Raw genomic sequence first — 16,970 nt, forward strand, 5'->3', positions numbered from 1 at the left:
AGCGAAAGGCGGGCCATTTGCGACCACGCTGCGGTGGAACGGAACGGAACGACGCGGGGTGGTCGGCCCGGGTCAGAACTCGGCGGCGCGCACCGCGTCCGAGAGCGCACGCACCCGGGCGCGCAGCGCGCGCTCGGCGTCGAGGCCCTGGGCGCGCGCCGCGGCGACGATGGCGAGGAGCTGCTCGCCCAGCTCGTCTTCGCTCGTGAAGGAGGCCGGTGCGGCATCCGTCGCCACCCCGACCGATGCCGCGCGGCCGATTGTCTTGTCGGCCAGCGCGAGCGCAGGCAGCGAGCGGGGGATGCCGTCGAGCACACTCTTCCGCTCGTGTTTCTCCGCCTTCTTGGCGGCCGTCCAGAGACGCACCACGTCTTCGGGCGTCTCGGCCACTTCACCTGCGAAGACGTGCGGATGCCGGCGGATCATCTTCGCCCGCACGTTCGCCGCGACCTCCTGCACGTCGAAGCCCTCAGAGGGCGTGCGGCGCGCGATCTCGGCGTGGAAGACGATCTGCCACAGCACGTCGCCTAGCTCTTCGAGCAGATCGTCGCGCGTGCCGGCCTCGATCGCCTCGACCAGCTCGTAGCTCTCCTCGATGAGGTACGGCACGAGGCTCGCATGGGTCTCGCGCTGGCTCCAGACACACGTGTCGAGCACCTCGGACATGGCGGCGGCGAAGGCGTCGAGCTCGCTTGCGGTCATGCTGTCAGTATTGCCCGGAGGCCGCGCATCGACGCGACGGTTATCGGCCACCGCCGCTTCTCATAAGAATCTTTGACGCGTCGCCCGTAACTTCTCTTCATGAGACGAGGTGTGGTGGCTCTTCTGGCGGTCGCCGGGGGCGCGGCCGTCGTCGGGCTGTGGTGGCCGACGGCGGTAGTGACCGGGTCCGGCTCTGCTCTCACGACCGCCGTTGCCGAGCTCGCCGGCATGATCGGCTCGTACCTCGTCTGCATCCAGCTGCTGCTGATCGCCCGGGTCCCCTGGCTCGAGCGTCTGATCGGCCTCGACCGTCTCATCGGGTGGCACAAGGTGGTCGGCACGGCGACGCTGTTCCTCGTGCTCGCACACGTCGGCTTCATGACGCTGAGCCAGTGGATCGCAAGCGGGCACGGCCCCATCGGCGCTTATCTCGGGCTGTTCAGTCTGTACCCCGACATGCTCACGGCGACGATCGGCACGGCGGTCGTCCTGCTCGCGGGCCTGCTCAGTGCGCAGGCGCTGCGAAGGCTGCTGCCGTACGAGGTCTGGTACTGGACGCACGTGACCACGTACGTCGCGATCTTCCTCACCTTCCTGCACCAGATCAGCGCGGGTCCGGTGTTCGTGGGGCATCCGTTCGCACGCGGCATCTGGATCGCGATGTACATCACGACGGCTGCCTGCATCTTCTACTGGCGCGTCGCGACCCCGCTGATGCGCTTCGCCGAGCACCGCTTCGAGGTCGTCTCGGTGGTTCCCGAGTCGGCGCGGCTGACCAGCGTCTGGATCAGATCGCGCCGGCCCGAGCTGCTCGCGGTGCGGCCCGGTCAGTTCATGCTGTTCCGGTTCCTCGAGCGCGGGCACCTGCTGTCGGCGCATCCGTACTCGATCTCGAACGTGCCGGCCGATGGTCTCGTGCGCATCACGGTCGCCGATCTCGGCGACCACTCGGGCCGGCTGCGCGATTTGCGGCCCGGCACGAAGGTGCTGCTCGAGGGGCCGTTCGGCGGCTTCGTGGGCCGACGGCGCACGGGGTCCGTGCTGCTCGTGGCCGGCGGCGCGGGGATCGGGCCGATCCGCGGGCTCGCCGAGCAGTTCGCCCGCATGGGCCGTTCTGTCGTCGTGATCTACCGTGCGAGCCGGGCGGATGAGCTCGCGTTCCACGCCGAGTTCGCGGGCCTTCCGAGCATCCGTGTGATCCCCCTGATCGGCCGGCGCGACGAACTCGGCTTCGACCCGCTCGACGCGGAGTCGCTCGGCTATTACGTGCCGGATGCCGCGCAGCGGGAGGCGTTCGTCTGCGGGCCTCCCGCGATGATCGACAAGACCGCCGACAGCCTGCGCGCCCTCAGAGTGCGTCGCGTGCAGTTCGAGGAGTTGAGCTTCGCATGACGCGGAGATGGCAGGGCACTGCGCTGTTCGCGATGATCATGGCCGTGCTGTCGGCGACGGTCGCAGGGCGGATGCTGACGGGCGGCGGCGCGGCGAGCACGAACACGTCGACGTCTGCGCCGACGGGCGGAAGCGCGAGCAGCAGTACGAGCGGCACGGTCGTCACCGGCAAGACCGAGCAGACGCGCTTCGGTCCGGTGCAGGTCTCGCTGAGCTTCGACGGCTCCACGATCACGGGAGTGAAGGTGCTGCAGGCACCGAGTGGCAGTGGGCGCGACGAGATGCTGACGCAGTACTCCACCCCGTTGCTCGAGAAGGAGGTGATCGCGTCGCAATCCGCCCGCGTCGATGCGATCTCCGGCGCGACCTACACGTCGGAGGGCTACCTCGCGAGCGTCCAGTCCGCGATCGACGCGCACTCGTGAACCTCACGCACCGCACCATGGGCACCGTCGTGTCGCTCGACCTGCGCACCGCGGCGCCCGATGAGATCGTGACGCGTGCGTTCGCGATCTTCGATGAGGCGGATGCGCGGTTCAGCCCCTTCCGCGATGACAGCGAGCTCTCGCGCATCGGCCGCGGCGAGCTGCCGCTCCAGGGGGCGAGCGCCGACATGGACGAAGTTCTGGCGCTCGCCAGCGCCTTCGAACGGGCGAGCGGAGGGGCCTTCTCGGTCTGGCGCAGCAACGTGCTCGACGCAAACGGGGTGGTGAAGGGGTGGGCGGCGCAGCGCGCCGCCGCCGTTCTCGACGCGGGCGGGGCGGCAGATTTCTGTCTGAACGCCGGAGGCGACATGATCGCCCATGGCGTGCCGGCCGACGGGCAGCAGTGGCAGGTGGGGATCCGTGACCCGCGGCGCGCCGATCGACTGCTCGGGACCGTCGTGCTCGGCGAAGGCGCGCTGGCGACGTCCGGCACCTATGAGCGGGGCGCCCACATCGTCGATGCGCGCACGGGCGAGGCATCCCATCACTGGTCGTCGATCACTGTCCTCGACCCCGATCTGACGGTCGCGGATGTGCTCGCAACCGCTGCGTTCGCGATGGGCGCCGACGGGCCGGCGTGGGCGCACGAGGAGTTCGGCAGCTCGGTGATCGCCGTCGACGACACCGGTCGGATGGTGGTGAGCGGCCCTGTCAAGTGGGCCCGAGGATAGGCTTGCCTTAGCTCAATCTCGCGCTCTGATCAGGGATTTAGGCTCGCCTCACCTTGCTAGCGAAGCTCGCGATGCGGTGGTTCCATTGAAACCATGACGAACGTGCTCTCACCCCTGCGCGCTCTGCTCGGCGCCCCAGAGCAGGCGGCGCCCGAGAGTCTCGCCTCCCGGCTCAACTGGCTGCGCGCCGGGGTGCTCGGCGCGAACGACGGCATCGTCTCCGTCGCCGCGGTCGTCATCGGCGTGGCGGGCGCCACTTCCGCGGTGCACCCGATCCTCCTCGCCGGAACCGCCGCCCTCATCGGCGGTGCGCTCTCGATGGCGCTCGGCGAGTACGTCTCTGTGAGTTCCCAGCGCGACGCACTGCGCGCGCGCATCGCCCGCGGCGAGGCCGCGGACGACGACGACGTCAGCCCCGTGCACGCCGCCCTCGCCTCGCTCATTGCGTTCCTCGTCGGCGGACTGCTGCCGTTCCTGTGCGCCGTGCTCGTCCCTGTGCCGCCGCGCGTGCCCGTGACCTTCGGCGCGGTCCTTCTCGCGCTCGCCCTCACCGGCTGGCTGGGGGCGCGATTCGGTGACGCTCCCCCGTTCCGCGCGACCGTGCGGGTCGTGATCGGCGGTGCGATCGCCCTCGGCATCACCTTCGGTATCGGCGCGCTGCTCGGCACCAGTATCAGCGGCTAGCGCCGTCGCGCGTCATCTCGTCCGGCGACAAAGGATGCGGGAATCCGCCCGCCATTCGGGCATCGAATGTCGCCGCACGAAAGCGGGGCGGGTCACGCGGCGGCGGACGCGCGGTATCTGCGCACGAGCTCGGCGGCGCTGCCGTGCCACGGGGCGCCATGGCCAGGCACGACCAACTCGATGTCGAGATCGAGCAGGCGCTCGAGGGATGCCGCGGCCTCCGCCGGCTCGTCGGTGAACGGCGACGGGCGCGGGCCGGAGGCCGCCGTCAGCACGTCGCGCGTCGTCAGCGCATCGCCGACGAACACCGCGCGGAACGCCGGGAAGTAAACGGCGACGCTTCCCGGCGAGTGCCCGGGAAGCGCGACGATCTGCGGGTCGCCGGGAAGCGACGGGCGATCGCCGTCGCGCACCGCGACGGCGTCGCGGAGCGGCTGCGTGCGGAATCCGCCCATCGCCATCGAATAGCCGAGGAACTGCACCATCGGGCCGAGGCGCCAGTGGCCCCAGCCGGGCGAGGTCTTCTCGAGCCCCGCCGCGCGCGCGACGTCGCCCTCGTGCACATAGACGGGCGCGTTCGCCTCAGTGCGGATCCGCTCGGCGAACCCCGTGTGGTCGCCGTCGCCGTGGGTGAGGACGACCCCGCGCACGTCGGCGAGCGAGAGCCCGGCCGCGGTGAGCTCGCGCTTCAGCCCGCGATAGTGCCCGGAGAGGCCGGTGTCGACGACGGTCACGCCCGCATCGGTGACGATGAAGTGAACCGCGATCAGATCGTTTCCGATGCGGTGGATGCCAGGTACGATCTCCATGAAGGCTACGGTACATAGCCATCATGGCTAATGGCAATAGCCTTTGTGAAAAGGAGTCCAGAATGCCCGCGCCCGGACGCACCAGCTCAGCCGAGATCGTCGCCGCCGGCCGCCGCATCGTGGCCGCCACGGGTCTCGAATCGCTCACCATGCAGGCGGTGGCTACACAGGTCGGGGTGCGTGCGCCATCCCTGTACAAGCGGGTTAAGGGGCGCGACGAGCTGATCCGGCTGGTCGTCGAGGCGACGATCGACGAGCTGGAAGAGCGCCTCGCGTCGGTTGGGAACCTGGTCGACTCCGACCCGGCGGCCGCGCTTGCCGATCTCGCACGCGAGCTGCGCGGCTTCGCACACGAGAACCCGTCCGGCTTCCGACTGATCTTCGGCGGCGTGCCGCTCGAGTCCCGACCCGACGTGGTCGTTTACGCCCGCTCGGCAGCTCCACTCATCGAGGCGACCACGCGCCTGGTCGGGGCCGAGCACGCGCTCGACGCCGCGCGCACGGTCACGGCGTGGGCGAACGGATTCCTGACCATGGAGCTCGCCGGCGAATTCCAGCTGGGCGGCGACGTCGACCGTGCGTTCGAGTGGGGCCTCACCCGCGTCATCGCCGCGGTCGCGGCGGAGTAGCGGGGACGCTACGCCGTCGCCGCTTCCTGCGCCTTCTCGGGCAGCGGGAAGATCGCCTTCAGCAAGTCGCCGACCCAGGCGATCAGCTCGGTGTCGGGCAGCGGATGCCCGTCGACGACCTTGATCGGCACCGAGATCGCGCGCTGCTGCTGGAAGTGCTTCGCGCCCGGGTACAGGCGCTGCAGCCTCACCTGGATCGAGTCGGCGAGGTCGGCAGGCGCGATGCGCAGGTTCGAGCCCATGGTCACGACCTCCGACAGCCCGGCCAGCTGAGCATGCCGGCGCAGGCGCGCCACCGAGATGAGGTTCTCGACGGGCTCCGGCAGCTCGCCGTAGCGGTCGGTGAGCTCCTCGACGACGAGCTCGATCGCGTTCTCGCGGGCGTTCGGGCCTGACGCGGACGAGAGCTTCTGGTAGGCCTCGAGGCGCAGGCGCTCAGAGTCGACGTAGTCCTCGGGGATATGCGCGTCGACGGGCAGTTCGAGCCGCAGCTCGGTCTGCCCCTCGGCGACGTCGCCGCGGAACTGCCCGACGGCCTCCCCGATCATGCGCAGGTAGAGGTCGAATCCGACGCCCGCGATGTGCCCCGACTGCTCGCCCCCGAGCAGGTTGCCCGCCCCCCGGATCTCGAGGTCTTTCAGCGCGATCTGCATGCCCGAGCCGAGCTCGTTGTTGGCGGCGAGCGTCGACAGCCGGTCGTGCGCGGTCTCGGAGAGCGGCTTGTTCTCGTCCCACAGGAAGTAGGCGTAGGCGCGCTCGCGACCGCGGCCCACGCGCCCGCGCAACTGATGCAGCTGGCTGAGCCCGTACTTGTCGGCGCGGTCGATGATGATCGTGTTCGCGTTCGCGATGTCGAGACCGGTCTCGATGATCGTGGTCGAGACGAGCACGTCGAACTTCCGCTCCCAGAAGTCGACGACGATCTGCTCGAGCACGTGCTCCGGAAGCTGGCCGTGTGCGACCGCGACGCGCGCCTCGGGCACCAGCTCGGCGATCTGTGAGGCGACCCGGTTGATCGACGAGACACGGTTGTGCACGAAGAACACCTGGCCCTCGCGCAGGATCTCTCGGCGGATCGCCGCCGACACCTGCTTGTCGCTGTAGGGGCCGACGAAGGTGAGAATCGGATGCCTGTCCTCAGGCGCGGTCGCGAGGGTCGACATCTCGCGGATGCCCGTGACGGCCATCTCGAGCGTGCGTGGAATCGGCGTCGCGCTCATCGCGAGCACGTCGACGTTGGTCTTGATCTTCTTCAGCGCGTCCTTGTGCTCGACGCCGAAGCGCTGCTCTTCGTCGACGACGACCAGCCCGACATCCTTGTAGGTCACGCCCTGCGCGAGCAGGCGGTGCGTGCCGATGACGACGTCGACGGTGCCGTCGGCGAGGCCGTCGAGCACCTCCTTCGCCTCTTTGTCTGTCTGGAACCGGCTGAGCTGGCGCAGGTGGATCGGGAAGCCTGCGAAGCGCTCGCTGAACGTCTCGAAGTGCTGCTTCACGAGCAGCGTCGTCGGCACGAGCACGACGACCTGCTTGCCGCCCTGGACCGCCTTGAACGCGGCGCGCACCGCGATCTCGGTCTTGCCGAAGCCGACGTCGCCCGAGATCAGGCGGTCCATCGGGATCGGCCGCTCCATGTCGGCCTTGACCTCGTCGATGGTCTGCAGCTGGTCGGGGGTCTCAGCGAACGGGAACGCGTCCTCCAGCTCCTGCTGCCAGGGCGTGTCCGGTGGGAAGGCGAAGCCCTTGGCCGCCATGCGAGCCGAGTACAGCTTGACGAGCTCGACGGCGATGTCGCGCACCGCCCGGCGAGCCTTCGACTTGGCCGCCGCCCAGTCGCTGCCGCCCATCTTCGACAGCGCCGGCTCCTCACCGCCGACGTAGCGGGTGAGCAGGTCGAGCTGGTCGGTGGGCACGTAGAGCTTGTCGCGCGGGCCGCCGCGCTTCGAGGGCGCGTATTCGAGCACGAGGTATTCGCGCTTCGTCTTCACCGCGTTGCGACCGCCAGACGACACCTCGCGCTGCACGAGCTCGACGAACTTGCCGATGCCGTGGGTCTGATGCACGACGATGTCGCCGGCCTTGAGCTGCAGCGGGTCGACGACGTTCTTGCGGCGGCTGCCGAGCTTCTTCACCTGGCGGGAGTCATAGCCGATCGTGCGACCGTAGAACTCGGTCTCGCCGATGAGCGCGAGCTTGTCGTCCGGCAGTTCAAAGCCGTTCTCGACGGCGGCCTTCACCAGATAGGCGACGCCGGCCTCGGCATCCGCCGGGTAATCGTCGACGACGCGCGCGGCCAGGCCCGCCTCACCGAGCACGTCGGCCGCACGGCCGACCAGGCCCTGCCCGGCCGCCGCGATGACGACCCGCCAGCCGCGCTCCAGCAGCTCGCCGACGTGCTCGAGCGCGCCCATGACGTTGCCCTGGAAGCTGGGCACCGCATTGCCTGCCACCCGCACCGCACCGCCGGCGTCGCCCGCGTCGAAGGTCGAGATGGTCCACCACGGGTCGCCGGGCACGCTCGCCCTGAGCGCCTCGAGGGTGAGGAAGTCGCCCGCGTCGAGGTCGATCGGCGCTGCGGCGCCGACGGTCGCCGCGCTCCAGGCGGCGGCAAGGAACTCGCGGTTCGTCTCGGCGAGGCTGACAGCCCGGCTCGCGACGCGCTCAGGGGCGATGATCGCCACCGCGGCCCCATCGGGCAGATACGAGGTGAGGGGGACGAGCCGGTCGACGAGCGCCGGCGCGAGCGACTCCATGCCTTCGACCGGGATGCCCTGGCCGACCCGCTCGAGCAGCCCCGACAGGCTCGGGAACTCGTGCTGCATCTCGCGGGCGCGCTGGCGCACGGACTCGGAGAGCAGCAGCTCGCGGCTCGGCGGCAGGCTCGCGGTGTGAACCGGCTCGGGGATCGAGCGCTGGTCGGCCACGGAGAACCACCGGATCTGGTCGACCTCGTCACCGAAGAAGTCGATGCGGTACGGGTGCTCGGCTACGGCTGAGAACACGTCGAGGATTCCGCCGCGCACCGCGAACTCGCCGCGCCGCGTCACCATGTCGACGCGGGCGTAGGCGAGGTCGACGAGCGTCTGCGCGATGCGGTCGAGGTCGTAGCCGCGGTGACCGACCTCGAGCTCGATGGGATCGATCTCGGTCAGGTTATCGGCGATCGGCTGCAGTGCGGCGCGCACGCTGGCGACGACGACGAGCGGATGCCTGCCCTCAGGCTTCTGCGCCTGCCACTCCTTCAGCCGCCGCAGCGCCATGAGTCGCTTCCCGACGATCTCGGCGGAGGGGCTGAGCCGCTCGTGGGGCAGCGTCTCCCACGCGGGGAACTCGACGATCTCGGCCTCAGGGGCGAAGCTCGGCAGCGCCTGCCGCAGCGCCTCGGAGTCGCGCCCGGTCGCGGTGACCACGAGCAGCGCCTGCCGGTCTGCTGGCCGCTTGGCGAGCAGCCCCGCGAGCAGCGGCACCCGGAGCCCGTCGGTGGCCTGGAAATCGGCCTCACGAGACGCGTACGCAAGGGCGTCGTCGAACTTCTGGGCGCGCGAAAGCGCCTCGATCAATCCCTCGAGTACCACGCGTCAAGTCTACGGAAGCGCGCCGACACCGGAACGAGGCGCCGGCCGTCCGCGCGGTACGGTCATCGCCGCGTGATTCCGCGTGCCACAGCGCGCGGCGTTGATCGTTTCGCGCGGATGAGGGCCTCGTCCACCAGCCGCGAGCTCAGATCCAGCCGTCGAGGGCGTCGACGAAGGCGCTCGGATCGTCACGGTTGACCGTATGCGTCGCGCCGGGTACAACGCGGACGACGAATCCCGCTCCGGTGAGGCGCGCCGCGAGCGCCTCGTCGACGAGCTTCGACGCGTCGGCGAGCACGAGCAGCGAGGGCACGACCGGATGCTCGGGGCCGACCAGCACGTCGGCGATGTCGCGCCTCAGCAGGAACGCGCGGAAACGCGGGTCGAACGCGTGGAAGTCCTCGGACTCGATCACGGTGTCCTCGACGGCCCACCGCGGGTTCGTCTTGGCGATCTTCTCGGGCGTCGACCGCAGCAGGCGAGCGGATGCCGGCCACGCCAGCGCCCGCACCACGAGCGACAGCCGCGGCGCCGAGAACGCCGGGTCGACGTAGACCGCACGGGCGGGCTGCAGCCTCTCGACGGCACGGCTCAGGGTAAACCCGCCGAGCGAGTGGCCGATGGCGAGCTCGGGGCCGGGCGGCACGCTCTCGAGCAGGCTCTCGATGAGCAGCTCGGCGTCGTAGTGCTCGGCTCGCGGGCTCTGCCCGTGGCCCGGCAGGTCGGCGGCCACGACCCGGTATCCGCGCGAGGCCAGCTCGGGGCCCAGCATCCGCCAGTTGCGCGAGCTGCTCATCACGCCGTGCACGAGCACCGCGACCCGGTCGCCGCTCCCCCATTCGCGCGTGAACAGTCGCATGTTCGGACAGTAGCCGTCGCCATAGGGTGAGGACATGATCCGGCACACCGTCGCTTTCCGTCTCGTCCACCCCGCAGGCTCGCCTGAGGAAGCCGCGTTCCTTTCCGCAGCGGCTGAGCTCGCAAGCGTCCCCGGGGTGCAGAGCTTCGAGGCGCTGCGCGAGGTGAGCCCGAAGAACGACTTCGCGTTCGGGCTCTCGATGGAGTTCGACGACCAGGCCGCGTACGACGGCTACACGAACCACCCGCTGCACGCCGCGTTCGTGGCGGAGCGCTGGGAGACCGAGGTCGCCGACTTCCAAGAGGTCGACTACACCGCGCTCTGATTCGGCGGAGCTACGCGGTCTTCGTGTGGAAGCGGAGCTGCGCAGCGGTCAGCCCCTGGGTCGTGATCAGCTCGACCGCGTCGGCCGCATCGCCGATGAGGATCGGCAGGTTCTTCCGCTCGGTGGAGCTGAAGGCCTTGAGCACGTGATCCGCGGCATCCGATGACCCGGGCGGCCGCCCGACACCCACCCGCACCCGCGTGAAGTCGCCGGTGCCCGTCGCCTTGATGATGTCGCGCACGCCGTTGTGGCCGCCGTGGCCGCCGCCGAACTTGAGCTTCAGGGTGTCGAAGGGGATGTCGAGCTCGTCCTGCACGACGATCAGCTGAGCGGCGGTCAGCGAATAGAAGTTGAGCAGCTGCGACACCGGCCCGCCGGAGGTGTTCATGTAGCCGTTCGACTTCGCGAGGATCAGCTTCGGGCCGCCAACGTGAATGCGCCCCTCGGCCACGTGCGAGTTCGTCTTGTGCGATCTGAAGGCGGCGGATGCCCGCGAGGCGAGCTCGTCGACCACCATCTGCCCGATGTTGTGGCGGGTGTTCGCGTAGGCCGAACCGGGATTGCCGAGGCCGACGACGAGCCAGGTGTCAGCGGGGGAAGACATAAGGCCCTACGGTACGCGAAAGGCGAGCGCCCAGATGGGCGTCCGCCGCACGACGATCCGGTGAGGGTCGTCGTGCGGCGGACGCCGAGCGGGCCATGCCCGCGAGGGGTGGTTACTCGGCGGACTCGGCCGAGGGGGCCGCGGTCTCGGCGGCTGCCGCCTCCTCAGCGCCCTCCTCGACGGGGGCGGCCGGCAGGACGATGCCGACGACCAGCGTCTCGGGATCGGTCACGAGGCTCGCACCGGCCGGCAGCTCGAGGTCGCCTGCGGTGATGTGCGTGCCCGCCTCCTTGCCCTCGACGTCGACGACGATGCGCTCGGGGATGTTGGTCGCCTCGACCTCGACGGAGATCGTGTTCGCGTCCTGCTCGGCGATGGCCGAGCCGAAGGGCTCGCCCTCGACGTGCACCGGAACGTCGACGGTGACCTTCTCGCCGCGGCGCACGAGGATCAGGTCGATGTGCTCGATGATCTGGCGCACCGGGTCGCGCTGCACGTCCTTCACGAGCGTCAGCTCGGAGGTGCCGGCGATGTCGAGCTCGAGGATCGCGTTCGCCTTGCGGATGAGGAGCATCGTCTCGTGGCCCGGGAGGGTGACGTGGCGCGGCTCGGTGCCGTGGCCGTAGATCACGGCGGGGATCTTGTTCAGGGCGCGGATCTTGCGCGCGGCGCCCTTGCCGAAGGAGTCGCGGACTTCCGCGACGAGCTTGTTGTCGTCAGCCATGTGAGTGCTTTCTGTCGGTGGGCTGCCTGCCCACGTCTGGTGTGTGATTTCAACTCGAACGCGTATGCGCGTGAGGAATGACGTGAAGCCGGTTCCACCGCGTCGATAACGGATGCCAGATGAGGCGTCCCTCGCCGAAGTTCTGTCCAGTTTATCAGGCCGAGAGGACTACTCCCTCGGGAGGATGCCCGGCGTCGACAGCGGCCCCTACGCTGACCACATGCCCGCCTCTCGACGCTCTGCACTGCGTGTGTGGGTGCCGGTCGTTCTGTCGGCGCTGGTGCAGCTCGGCACGACGTTCGGGGTTCTCGCGACGCGGAGCGTCCGCACGATGCCGCCGTGGCTGCATCATGCGGCCCCGCGCATCGATCAGCCCGCGCTGGTGGTGATCGCCGCGGTCGTGCTCGCACTCGCGGGCCCGGTGCTGCTCGTCTGGATCAGGCGCTGGCCCGGGCCGCTGCTGGTGGCCATCGCCGCATGCGCCGTTCTCGGCGAGACGCTGCTGATCACCGTGGTCGGCGCGGTGGCGTTCTACATCTCTGTCGTCTTCGGCGTGGTCATCGCGGTGCTTCAGGGCGCGCGCCTGTGGGCCTGGGTCGTGACGGGCGTGTTGTGGCTGACGCCGATCGCGCTCTACCTGGCGACCCGTCAGGTCGGCGCGCTCGTGCTGCTCGTGCCGTGGACGATCGTGTCGATCCTGGTGCTCGTGGTGCCAGAGGGGGCGCGCAACCGGCGCGCCTGGCGCGCACAGCTGCTGCGCGACGCGGAGGCGCGACAGGCGGAGGAGGCGCAGGCCGAGCGGGTCCGCATCGCGCGCGAGCTGCACGACGTGCTGGCGCACTCGCTGAGCCAGATCAATGTGCAGGCGTCCGTCGGCCTGCACCTGTTCGACACGCAGCCCGAGAAGGCGGCAGAGGCGCTCGCGAACGTGAAGGACACGAGCAAACAGGCGCTCGGCGAGGTGCGACAGGTGCTCGGCATGCTGCGCGGCGACGAGGCGCCGCTCACGCCCGAGCACGATCTGGCGGGCATCCGCCAGCTGGTCGAGGACGTGCGCGGTGCCGAGGCCGTGCTTGATTTCGGGGTGCCGGATGCCGCGGCCGTGCCCGCCGCCGTGCAGCAGGCCGCCTACCGGATCGTGCAGGAAGCGCTCACGAACGTGACGAAACACGCCCGCGCAGGGCGGATCCGCGTCGAGGTCGTTGAGGCGTCGGGCGAGGGCGGCTGGCTGCTGGTCGCGGTCTCCGACGATGGCCAGGGCGCCGCAGCGACCCCCTCGCCCGACGGACGCGGGCTGCTGGGGATGCGCGAGCGGACCGAACTGCTCGGCGGCGTCTTCTCGGCGGGGCCCCGGCCCGACCGCGGGTTCGAAGTCCGCGCCGAGCTGCCGTTGCGGAGCCCCTCGTGATCCGGGTCGTGGTCGCCGACGATCAGGCGCTGATCAGGGGCGGATTCCGCAGCCTCATCGACTCCGAACCCGACCTCGAGGTGGTCGGAGAGGCCGGCACCGGGCGGCGCGTGCTCGAGGTGGTGCGCGACGCCAGGCCCGACGTGGTGCTGATGGACATCCGGATGCCGGACGGCGACGGCCTGTGGGCGACGGAGCAGATCGCGGGCGACCCCGGGCTGGCATCCGTTCACGTCGTCATCGTCACCACCTTCGAACTGGACGAGTACGTCGCACGCGCCTTGAAAGCAGGGGCGAGCGGATTCCTGGTCAAAGACACCGAGCCCGTCGATCTGCTACGCGCGGTGCGCGTCGCCGTCGCCGGCGAGGCGCTGCTCTCGCCCGGCGTGACGAAGCGGCTGCTGGCGCAATTCGCGGCAGGGCATGCGCCCGTCGACGCGTCGCGCCTCGCGGTGCTGACCGAGCGCGAGCGCGAGGTGCTGCGGCTCGTGGGGCGCGGCCTCACCAATCAGGAGATCGGCGTGGAGCTCTTCCTCAGCCCGCTGACCGCCAAGACGCACGTGTCGCGCATCATGACGAAGCTCGCGGCCCGCGACCGCGTGCAGCTCGTGGTGATCGCCTACGAAACGGGGCTCGTGCCGTAAGGCATCATCGAACGGTGCCCCACACCGTCGCCGTGCTGCTCCTGCTGCCCGCGGGCGTCGTCGCGGGCATCATCGGCACGGCCGGCGGCATCACCAGCCTCGTCGCGTACCCGGCACTGCTCGCCGCCGGCATCCCGCCGCTCACCGCGAACGTGACGAACTCGGTCGCGCTGCTCGGCAGCGGGCTGAGCTCCGCGAGCCGGGCGGCGCCCGAGCTCGTCGGGCATGGGGAGACGATCCGACGCTGGGTGCCCCTGAGTGTGCTGTTCTCGCTCGCGGGAGCGGTGCTGCTCGTGGTCACTCCAGGCCAGGTGTTCGACCGGATCGTGCCGTTCCTCGTGCTCGCGGGGTCGCTGATCCTGCTGCTGCAGCCCTCGATCACGCGGTGGCAGGAGGCGCGCGGGCACGAGTGGAGGCGGCCGGCGGTGATCGGGTCGCTCGGGGCGGTCACGCTCTACAACGGCTACTTCGGCGCCGGCTCCGGCATCCTGCTGATCGCGCTTCTGCTGTTCACGCGCGAACCCGTGCTGCACCGGGCCAACGCGATGAAGAACGTGATCCTGGTCGCCGCCGACCTGCTGCCCGCGGTGCTGTTCGCCGTCGTCGGCAGCGTCGTGTGGCCCGCCGCGATCTCACTCGGCATCGGCGCCGTCATCGGCGGGCTCATCGGGCCGTCGGTCGCGCGGCGGGTGCAGCATGACGTGATGCGGTGGCTGATCGCCTGCTGCGGGTTCGTGCTCGCCGCGTGGCTGCTGCTCCGTCAGGAGTAGGTGAGGTCACTCCGCCGGGCGGATTCGCGCGGTCGGCGGTTTCGGGACGCTGGATGAGTCAGCGAAACCGCTTGAAAGGAAACCGCCATGTGGCACAACGGATTCGGGTTCTTCCCGTTCTTCATCTTCATCCCGCTCTTCTGGATCGCGGTCATCGTCGTGCTCGCGGTCGTCTTCGGCAGGCGGCGCCGCGCCATGTGGGGCTACTGGCACAACCAGGGCGCGAGCTCGGCCGAGCAGACGCTCGCACAGCGCTACGCGAACGGCGACATCGACGAGAAGGAGTACCGCGCGCGCCTCGAGGTGCTGCGCGCGAACCGCCCGGAGTTCGGCCCCGGGCCGCGTTAGGCCGGCCGACTCACCAGTCGTGCATCGAGCCGTCGAGGAGACGGTTGACCGGCAGGTAGGCGCGCTCGTAGGGGTACGCGGCGGCGGCCTCGTCGTCGTACGAGATGCCGAGGCCCGGCTCGTCAGAGGCGTTCAGCAGCCCGCCATCGAACGTGAACGTCGTGTGGAACACGTCGTGCGTCACGGGGGCGTGCTGCATGTACTCCTGGATGCCGAAGTTCGGAATGGCGAGCCCGAGGTGGATCGCGGCGGCGAGGCCGACCGGCGAGACATCCGTCGGGCCGTGCATGCCCGACTTGACCTGGTAGACGCTCGCGTAGTCGAGGATGCGCCGCAGCCCCGTCACACCCCCCGCGTGCGTGATGGGGCTGCGCACGTAGTCGATCAGCTGCTCTTCGATGAGCGTCTTGTAGTCCCAGATGGTGTTGAACACCTCGCCGATCGCGAGCGGTGTCGTGGTGTGCTGCCGCACGAGGCGCAGCGCGTCCTGGTTCTCGGCGGGCGTCACGTCCTCCAGCCAGAACAGGTCGTAGGGCTCGAGGGACTTCCCGAGCTTCGCCGCCTGGATCGGGGTGAGCCGGTGATGGGCGTCGTGCAGCAGGGGCAGCTCGGGCCCGAACTCGTTCCGCACCGCCTCGAACACCCCGGGGATGTGCCGCAGGTACGCGCGCGTGTCCCAGGTCTCCTCGACGGGCACGTCGTTGCGGCGGGCAGGCTCGTAGTCGTAGCGGGCGTCGGTGCCGCTAGAGGTTCCGGTGGCCGCATTAGCCGACGAGGCGACGCCGTAGACGGACGGCAGACCGGGGATGCCGGTCTGGATGCGGATCGCCCGGTACCCCTCCTCCAGATGCTCGTGAATGCTGTCGAACAGCTCGGGCAGCTCGGCGCCCGAGGCGTGACCGTAGACCAGCAGGCCCTCGCGCGACCGCCCGCCGAGCAGCTGGTAGAGCGGCAGCCCGGCGATCTTCGCCTTGATGTCCCAGAGGGCGGTGTCGACGGCGGCGATGGCGGCCATCGTCACGGGGCCCCGGCGCCAGTAGGCGCCGCGGTACAGATACTGCCAGGTGTCCTCGATGCGGTGCTCGTCGCGGCCGAGCAGCAGCGGCACGAGGTGCTCGCCGAGGTACGCGGCGACGGCCAGCTCGCGCCCGTTCAGGGTCGCGTCGCCGAGGCCCGTCACCCCGTCGCTCGTCGTGATGCGCAGCGTCACGAAGTTGCGCCCGGGGCTCGACACCAGGACTTCGGCCTTCTCAATCGACACGGAACTCTCCCTTTCTCACGATCTCGTCGAAGGCGGCGATGGTCGCCTCGCAGGCTTCACCCGCGGGAAGCCCAGCCTCGATGCGCGCCGCCATGATCGCCTGCTGCCGCTGGGCAAGCTTCTCGCGGCCCTGCCGAGCGATCTGCTCGAGGCGGTGGGCGATGCGCGGGTTGGCGAATCGCGGACGGAGGGCGGCGAGGGCGGCATCCATCTCGTCGTCCGGCAGTGTCATCGAGAGCCCCTGGCCGAGCACAGGCCGCACCTCTGTCCACAGCTGCTCGACCGTCGCGCGGATCTCGGCGTCGCCCCATGCCTGGTCGATCGTCTCGAGCCCGCGCAGCAGGCCGAGGTAGGTCATGGTCGTGTGCGCCGCGTTCAGCAGCCAGAGCTTGCGCCGTTCGTAGGGCGCGACGTCGTCGACGAAGCGCACGCCGACCTCGTGCCACGCGGGGCGCCCCGCGGGGAAGTCGCCAGCGATCACCCACTCCGAGAACGGCTCCGTGACGACGACCAGCGGGTCGTCGGTGTGCGGTGTGATGCGGTCGACCATGGTCGAGGGGAACGTCACATTGCGCTCGACCCAGCGCGCAAGTGCGAGATCGGATGCCTCGGCCAGCCGCGCCACCGCGCCGTGCAGCACCTCGCCGTTGCCCGCGAGGTTGTCGCAGCTGACGACGGCGAGCGGACCGGCGCCCACAGCCCGCCTGGCGGCGATGCCGGTGAGCAGCCGCGTCGGCGCCGCGGTCGGCGCGTCGCCGTAGCCGGACTCGGTGACCGTGACGGTCACGACGGCGAGCTCCGGGTCCGAGAAGGCGGCGACCCAGCCGTCCGCATCGTCACCCGGAATCGAGCGCGTGACTGACGTGATCGTCGACGCGGTGTCGCCGTCGGCGCCGCGCTCGATCAGTGTGTAGCGGTCGCCGCCCGCGGTCATCGCCTCGGCGAGGACGGGCGAGCGGCCCGTGAACGCGGTGTACGCCCACGTCTCGTCAGGGTTCAACCCGTTCGCACGCTCGGTGTACCACGCCTGGTGGGCGCGGAAGAAGTGCCCGAGTCCGAGGTGCGCGAGTCGTGGCATCC

The 16,970-nt window shown here is 70.1% G+C and carries 18 protein-coding genes; 10 read left to right on the top strand and 8 right to left on the bottom strand.

The genetic code is table 11. From position 1 onward, the window contains the following. Positions 1 to 72: 72 nt before the first annotated feature. The gene (locus tag D7I44_RS03215; protein ID WP_120788164.1) at positions 73 to 702 is read right to left on the bottom strand and encodes a nucleoside triphosphate pyrophosphohydrolase; all 630 of its coding nucleotides are present in this window, start codon (positions 700 to 702) and stop codon (positions 73 to 75) included. A 99-nt stretch (positions 703 to 801) separates the two neighbouring features. Here D7I44_RS03215 and D7I44_RS03220 point away from each other — a divergent pair, with 99 nt between their 5' ends. From D7I44_RS03220 to D7I44_RS03235, 4 genes are all read left to right on the top strand, one after another. Next, entirely contained in the window at positions 802 to 2,094 is a 1,293-nt protein-coding gene (locus D7I44_RS03220) for a ferredoxin reductase family protein (RefSeq protein WP_120788165.1), read from the top strand. Then, complete coding sequence (locus D7I44_RS03225) at positions 2,091 to 2,519, top strand: FMN-binding protein (RefSeq protein WP_120788166.1); 429 nt, start codon at positions 2,091 to 2,093, stop codon at positions 2,517 to 2,519. The genes D7I44_RS03220 and D7I44_RS03225 overlap by 4 nt, the downstream gene beginning before the upstream one ends. After that, positions 2,516 to 3,250 carry an FAD:protein FMN transferase gene (locus D7I44_RS03230; protein WP_220093823.1) on the top strand — a complete coding sequence of 245 codons (735 nt, stop codon included), beginning with the start codon at positions 2,516 to 2,518 and terminating at the stop codon, positions 3,248 to 3,250. Before D7I44_RS03225 ends, D7I44_RS03230 begins: the two co-directional genes overlap by 4 nt. 93 nt (positions 3,251 to 3,343) lie before the next feature. Then, the gene (locus tag D7I44_RS03235; RefSeq protein WP_120788167.1) at positions 3,344 to 3,934 is read left to right on the top strand and encodes a VIT1/CCC1 transporter family protein; all 591 of its coding nucleotides are present in this window, start codon (positions 3,344 to 3,346) and stop codon (positions 3,932 to 3,934) included. Positions 3,935 to 4,026: 92 nt separating this feature from the next. Here D7I44_RS03235 and D7I44_RS03240 read toward each other — a convergent pair whose 3' ends face one another. Beyond that, positions 4,027 to 4,743: an MBL fold metallo-hydrolase gene (locus D7I44_RS03240; RefSeq protein WP_120788168.1), complete on the bottom strand. Its 717-nt coding sequence runs from the start codon at positions 4,741 to 4,743 to the stop codon at positions 4,027 to 4,029. Positions 4,744 to 4,805: 62 nt separating this feature from the next. On the opposite strand from D7I44_RS03240, the gene D7I44_RS03245 reads away from it, so the two are divergent. Next, on the top strand, positions 4,806 to 5,372 hold the full coding sequence (locus D7I44_RS03245) for a TetR/AcrR family transcriptional regulator (RefSeq protein ID WP_120788169.1): 567 nt from the start codon (positions 4,806 to 4,808) through the stop codon (positions 5,370 to 5,372). Between the two features lie 8 nt (positions 5,373 to 5,380). On the opposite strand, the gene mfd is transcribed toward D7I44_RS03245, so the two are convergent. Both mfd and D7I44_RS03255 read right to left on the bottom strand, forming a co-directional pair. Then, on the bottom strand, positions 5,381 to 8,947 hold the full coding sequence (mfd, locus tag D7I44_RS03250; RefSeq protein WP_120788170.1) for a transcription-repair coupling factor: 3,567 nt from the start codon (positions 8,945 to 8,947) through the stop codon (positions 5,381 to 5,383). 145 nt (positions 8,948 to 9,092) lie between these two features. Then, positions 9,093 to 9,806 carry an alpha/beta fold hydrolase gene (locus tag D7I44_RS03255; RefSeq protein WP_120788171.1) on the bottom strand — a complete coding sequence of 238 codons (714 nt, stop codon included), beginning with the start codon at positions 9,804 to 9,806 and terminating at the stop codon, positions 9,093 to 9,095. A 34-nt stretch (positions 9,807 to 9,840) separates the two neighbouring features. Here D7I44_RS03255 and D7I44_RS03260 point away from each other — a divergent pair, with 34 nt between their 5' ends. Then, complete coding sequence (locus D7I44_RS03260; RefSeq protein ID WP_120788172.1) at positions 9,841 to 10,131, top strand: Dabb family protein; 291 nt, start codon at positions 9,841 to 9,843, stop codon at positions 10,129 to 10,131. A gap of 10 nt (positions 10,132 to 10,141) precedes the next feature. Here the strand turns inward: D7I44_RS03260 and pth are convergent, their stop codons facing one another. Both pth and D7I44_RS03270 read right to left on the bottom strand, forming a co-directional pair. Next, complete coding sequence (gene pth, locus D7I44_RS03265; protein WP_120788173.1) at positions 10,142 to 10,735, bottom strand: aminoacyl-tRNA hydrolase; 594 nt, start codon at positions 10,733 to 10,735, stop codon at positions 10,142 to 10,144. Positions 10,736 to 10,847: 112 nt separating this feature from the next. Continuing rightward, complete coding sequence (locus D7I44_RS03270; protein WP_120788174.1) at positions 10,848 to 11,459, bottom strand: 50S ribosomal protein L25/general stress protein Ctc; 612 nt, start codon at positions 11,457 to 11,459, stop codon at positions 10,848 to 10,850. 220 nt (positions 11,460 to 11,679) lie between these two features. On the opposite strand from D7I44_RS03270, the gene D7I44_RS03275 reads away from it, so the two are divergent. From D7I44_RS03275 to D7I44_RS03290, 4 genes are all read left to right on the top strand, one after another. Further along, positions 11,680 to 12,867 (top strand): sensor histidine kinase, encoded by a 1,188-nt coding sequence (locus D7I44_RS03275; protein WP_162940028.1) that lies wholly within the window; start codon positions 11,680 to 11,682, stop codon positions 12,865 to 12,867. Continuing rightward, positions 12,864 to 13,511, top strand: coding sequence for a response regulator (locus D7I44_RS03280; protein WP_120788176.1), 648 nt, complete (start codon positions 12,864 to 12,866; stop codon positions 13,509 to 13,511). Before D7I44_RS03275 ends, D7I44_RS03280 begins: the two co-directional genes overlap by 4 nt. A gap of 14 nt (positions 13,512 to 13,525) precedes the next feature. Continuing rightward, the gene (locus tag D7I44_RS03285) at positions 13,526 to 14,281 is read left to right on the top strand and encodes a sulfite exporter TauE/SafE family protein (RefSeq protein WP_120788177.1); all 756 of its coding nucleotides are present in this window, start codon (positions 13,526 to 13,528) and stop codon (positions 14,279 to 14,281) included. Positions 14,282 to 14,368: 87 nt separating this feature from the next. After that, positions 14,369 to 14,629: an SHOCT domain-containing protein gene (locus D7I44_RS03290; RefSeq protein WP_120788178.1), complete on the top strand. Its 261-nt coding sequence runs from the start codon at positions 14,369 to 14,371 to the stop codon at positions 14,627 to 14,629. A gap of 10 nt (positions 14,630 to 14,639) precedes the next feature. On the opposite strand, the gene manD is transcribed toward D7I44_RS03290, so the two are convergent. Beyond that, positions 14,640 to 15,890, bottom strand: coding sequence for a D-mannonate dehydratase ManD (gene manD, locus D7I44_RS03295; protein WP_120788179.1), 1,251 nt, complete (start codon positions 15,888 to 15,890; stop codon positions 14,640 to 14,642). Then, the gene (locus D7I44_RS03300) at positions 15,880 to 16,968 is read right to left on the bottom strand and encodes a mannitol dehydrogenase family protein (protein ID WP_120788180.1); all 1,089 of its coding nucleotides are present in this window, start codon (positions 16,966 to 16,968) and stop codon (positions 15,880 to 15,882) included. Before D7I44_RS03300 ends, manD begins: the two co-directional genes overlap by 11 nt. Positions 16,969 to 16,970 lie beyond the last annotated feature (2 nt).

The organism is Gryllotalpicola protaetiae (assembly GCF_003627055.1).
Lineage (GTDB): Bacteria > Actinomycetota > Actinomycetes > Actinomycetales > Microbacteriaceae > Gryllotalpicola > Gryllotalpicola protaetiae.

What these genes read in the sequence shown, in the direction of transcription:
- pth (WP_120788173.1), bottom strand. Translation starts at nt 10,735, where the DNA reads ATGTCTTCCCCCGCTGACACCTGGCTCGTCGTCGGCCTCGGCAATCCC.
- D7I44_RS03270 (WP_120788174.1), bottom strand. Translation starts at nt 11,459, where the DNA reads ATGGCTGACGACAACAAGCTCGTCGCGGAAGTCCGCGACTCCTTCGGC.
- D7I44_RS03225 (WP_120788166.1), top strand. Translation starts at nt 2,091, where the DNA reads ATGACGCGGAGATGGCAGGGCACTGCGCTGTTCGCGATGATCATGGCC.
- D7I44_RS03260 (WP_120788172.1), top strand. Translation starts at nt 9,841, where the DNA reads ATGATCCGGCACACCGTCGCTTTCCGTCTCGTCCACCCCGCAGGCTCG.
- D7I44_RS03255 (WP_120788171.1), bottom strand. Translation starts at nt 9,806, where the DNA reads ATGCGACTGTTCACGCGCGAATGGGGGAGCGGCGACCGGGTCGCGGTG.
- D7I44_RS03290 (WP_120788178.1), top strand. Translation starts at nt 14,369, where the DNA reads ATGTGGCACAACGGATTCGGGTTCTTCCCGTTCTTCATCTTCATCCCG.
- D7I44_RS03240 (WP_120788168.1), bottom strand. Translation starts at nt 4,743, where the DNA reads ATGGAGATCGTACCTGGCATCCACCGCATCGGAAACGATCTGATCGCG.
- D7I44_RS03245 (WP_120788169.1), top strand. Translation starts at nt 4,806, where the DNA reads ATGCCCGCGCCCGGACGCACCAGCTCAGCCGAGATCGTCGCCGCCGGC.
- D7I44_RS03235 (WP_120788167.1), top strand. Translation starts at nt 3,344, where the DNA reads ATGACGAACGTGCTCTCACCCCTGCGCGCTCTGCTCGGCGCCCCAGAG.
- D7I44_RS03215 (WP_120788164.1), bottom strand. Translation starts at nt 702, where the DNA reads ATGACCGCAAGCGAGCTCGACGCCTTCGCCGCCGCCATGTCCGAGGTG.
- D7I44_RS03275 (WP_162940028.1), top strand. Translation starts at nt 11,680, where the DNA reads ATGCCCGCCTCTCGACGCTCTGCACTGCGTGTGTGGGTGCCGGTCGTT.
- D7I44_RS03220 (WP_120788165.1), top strand. Translation starts at nt 802, where the DNA reads ATGAGACGAGGTGTGGTGGCTCTTCTGGCGGTCGCCGGGGGCGCGGCC.
- D7I44_RS03300 (WP_120788180.1), bottom strand. Translation starts at nt 16,968, where the DNA reads ATGCCACGACTCGCGCACCTCGGACTCGGGCACTTCTTCCGCGCCCAC.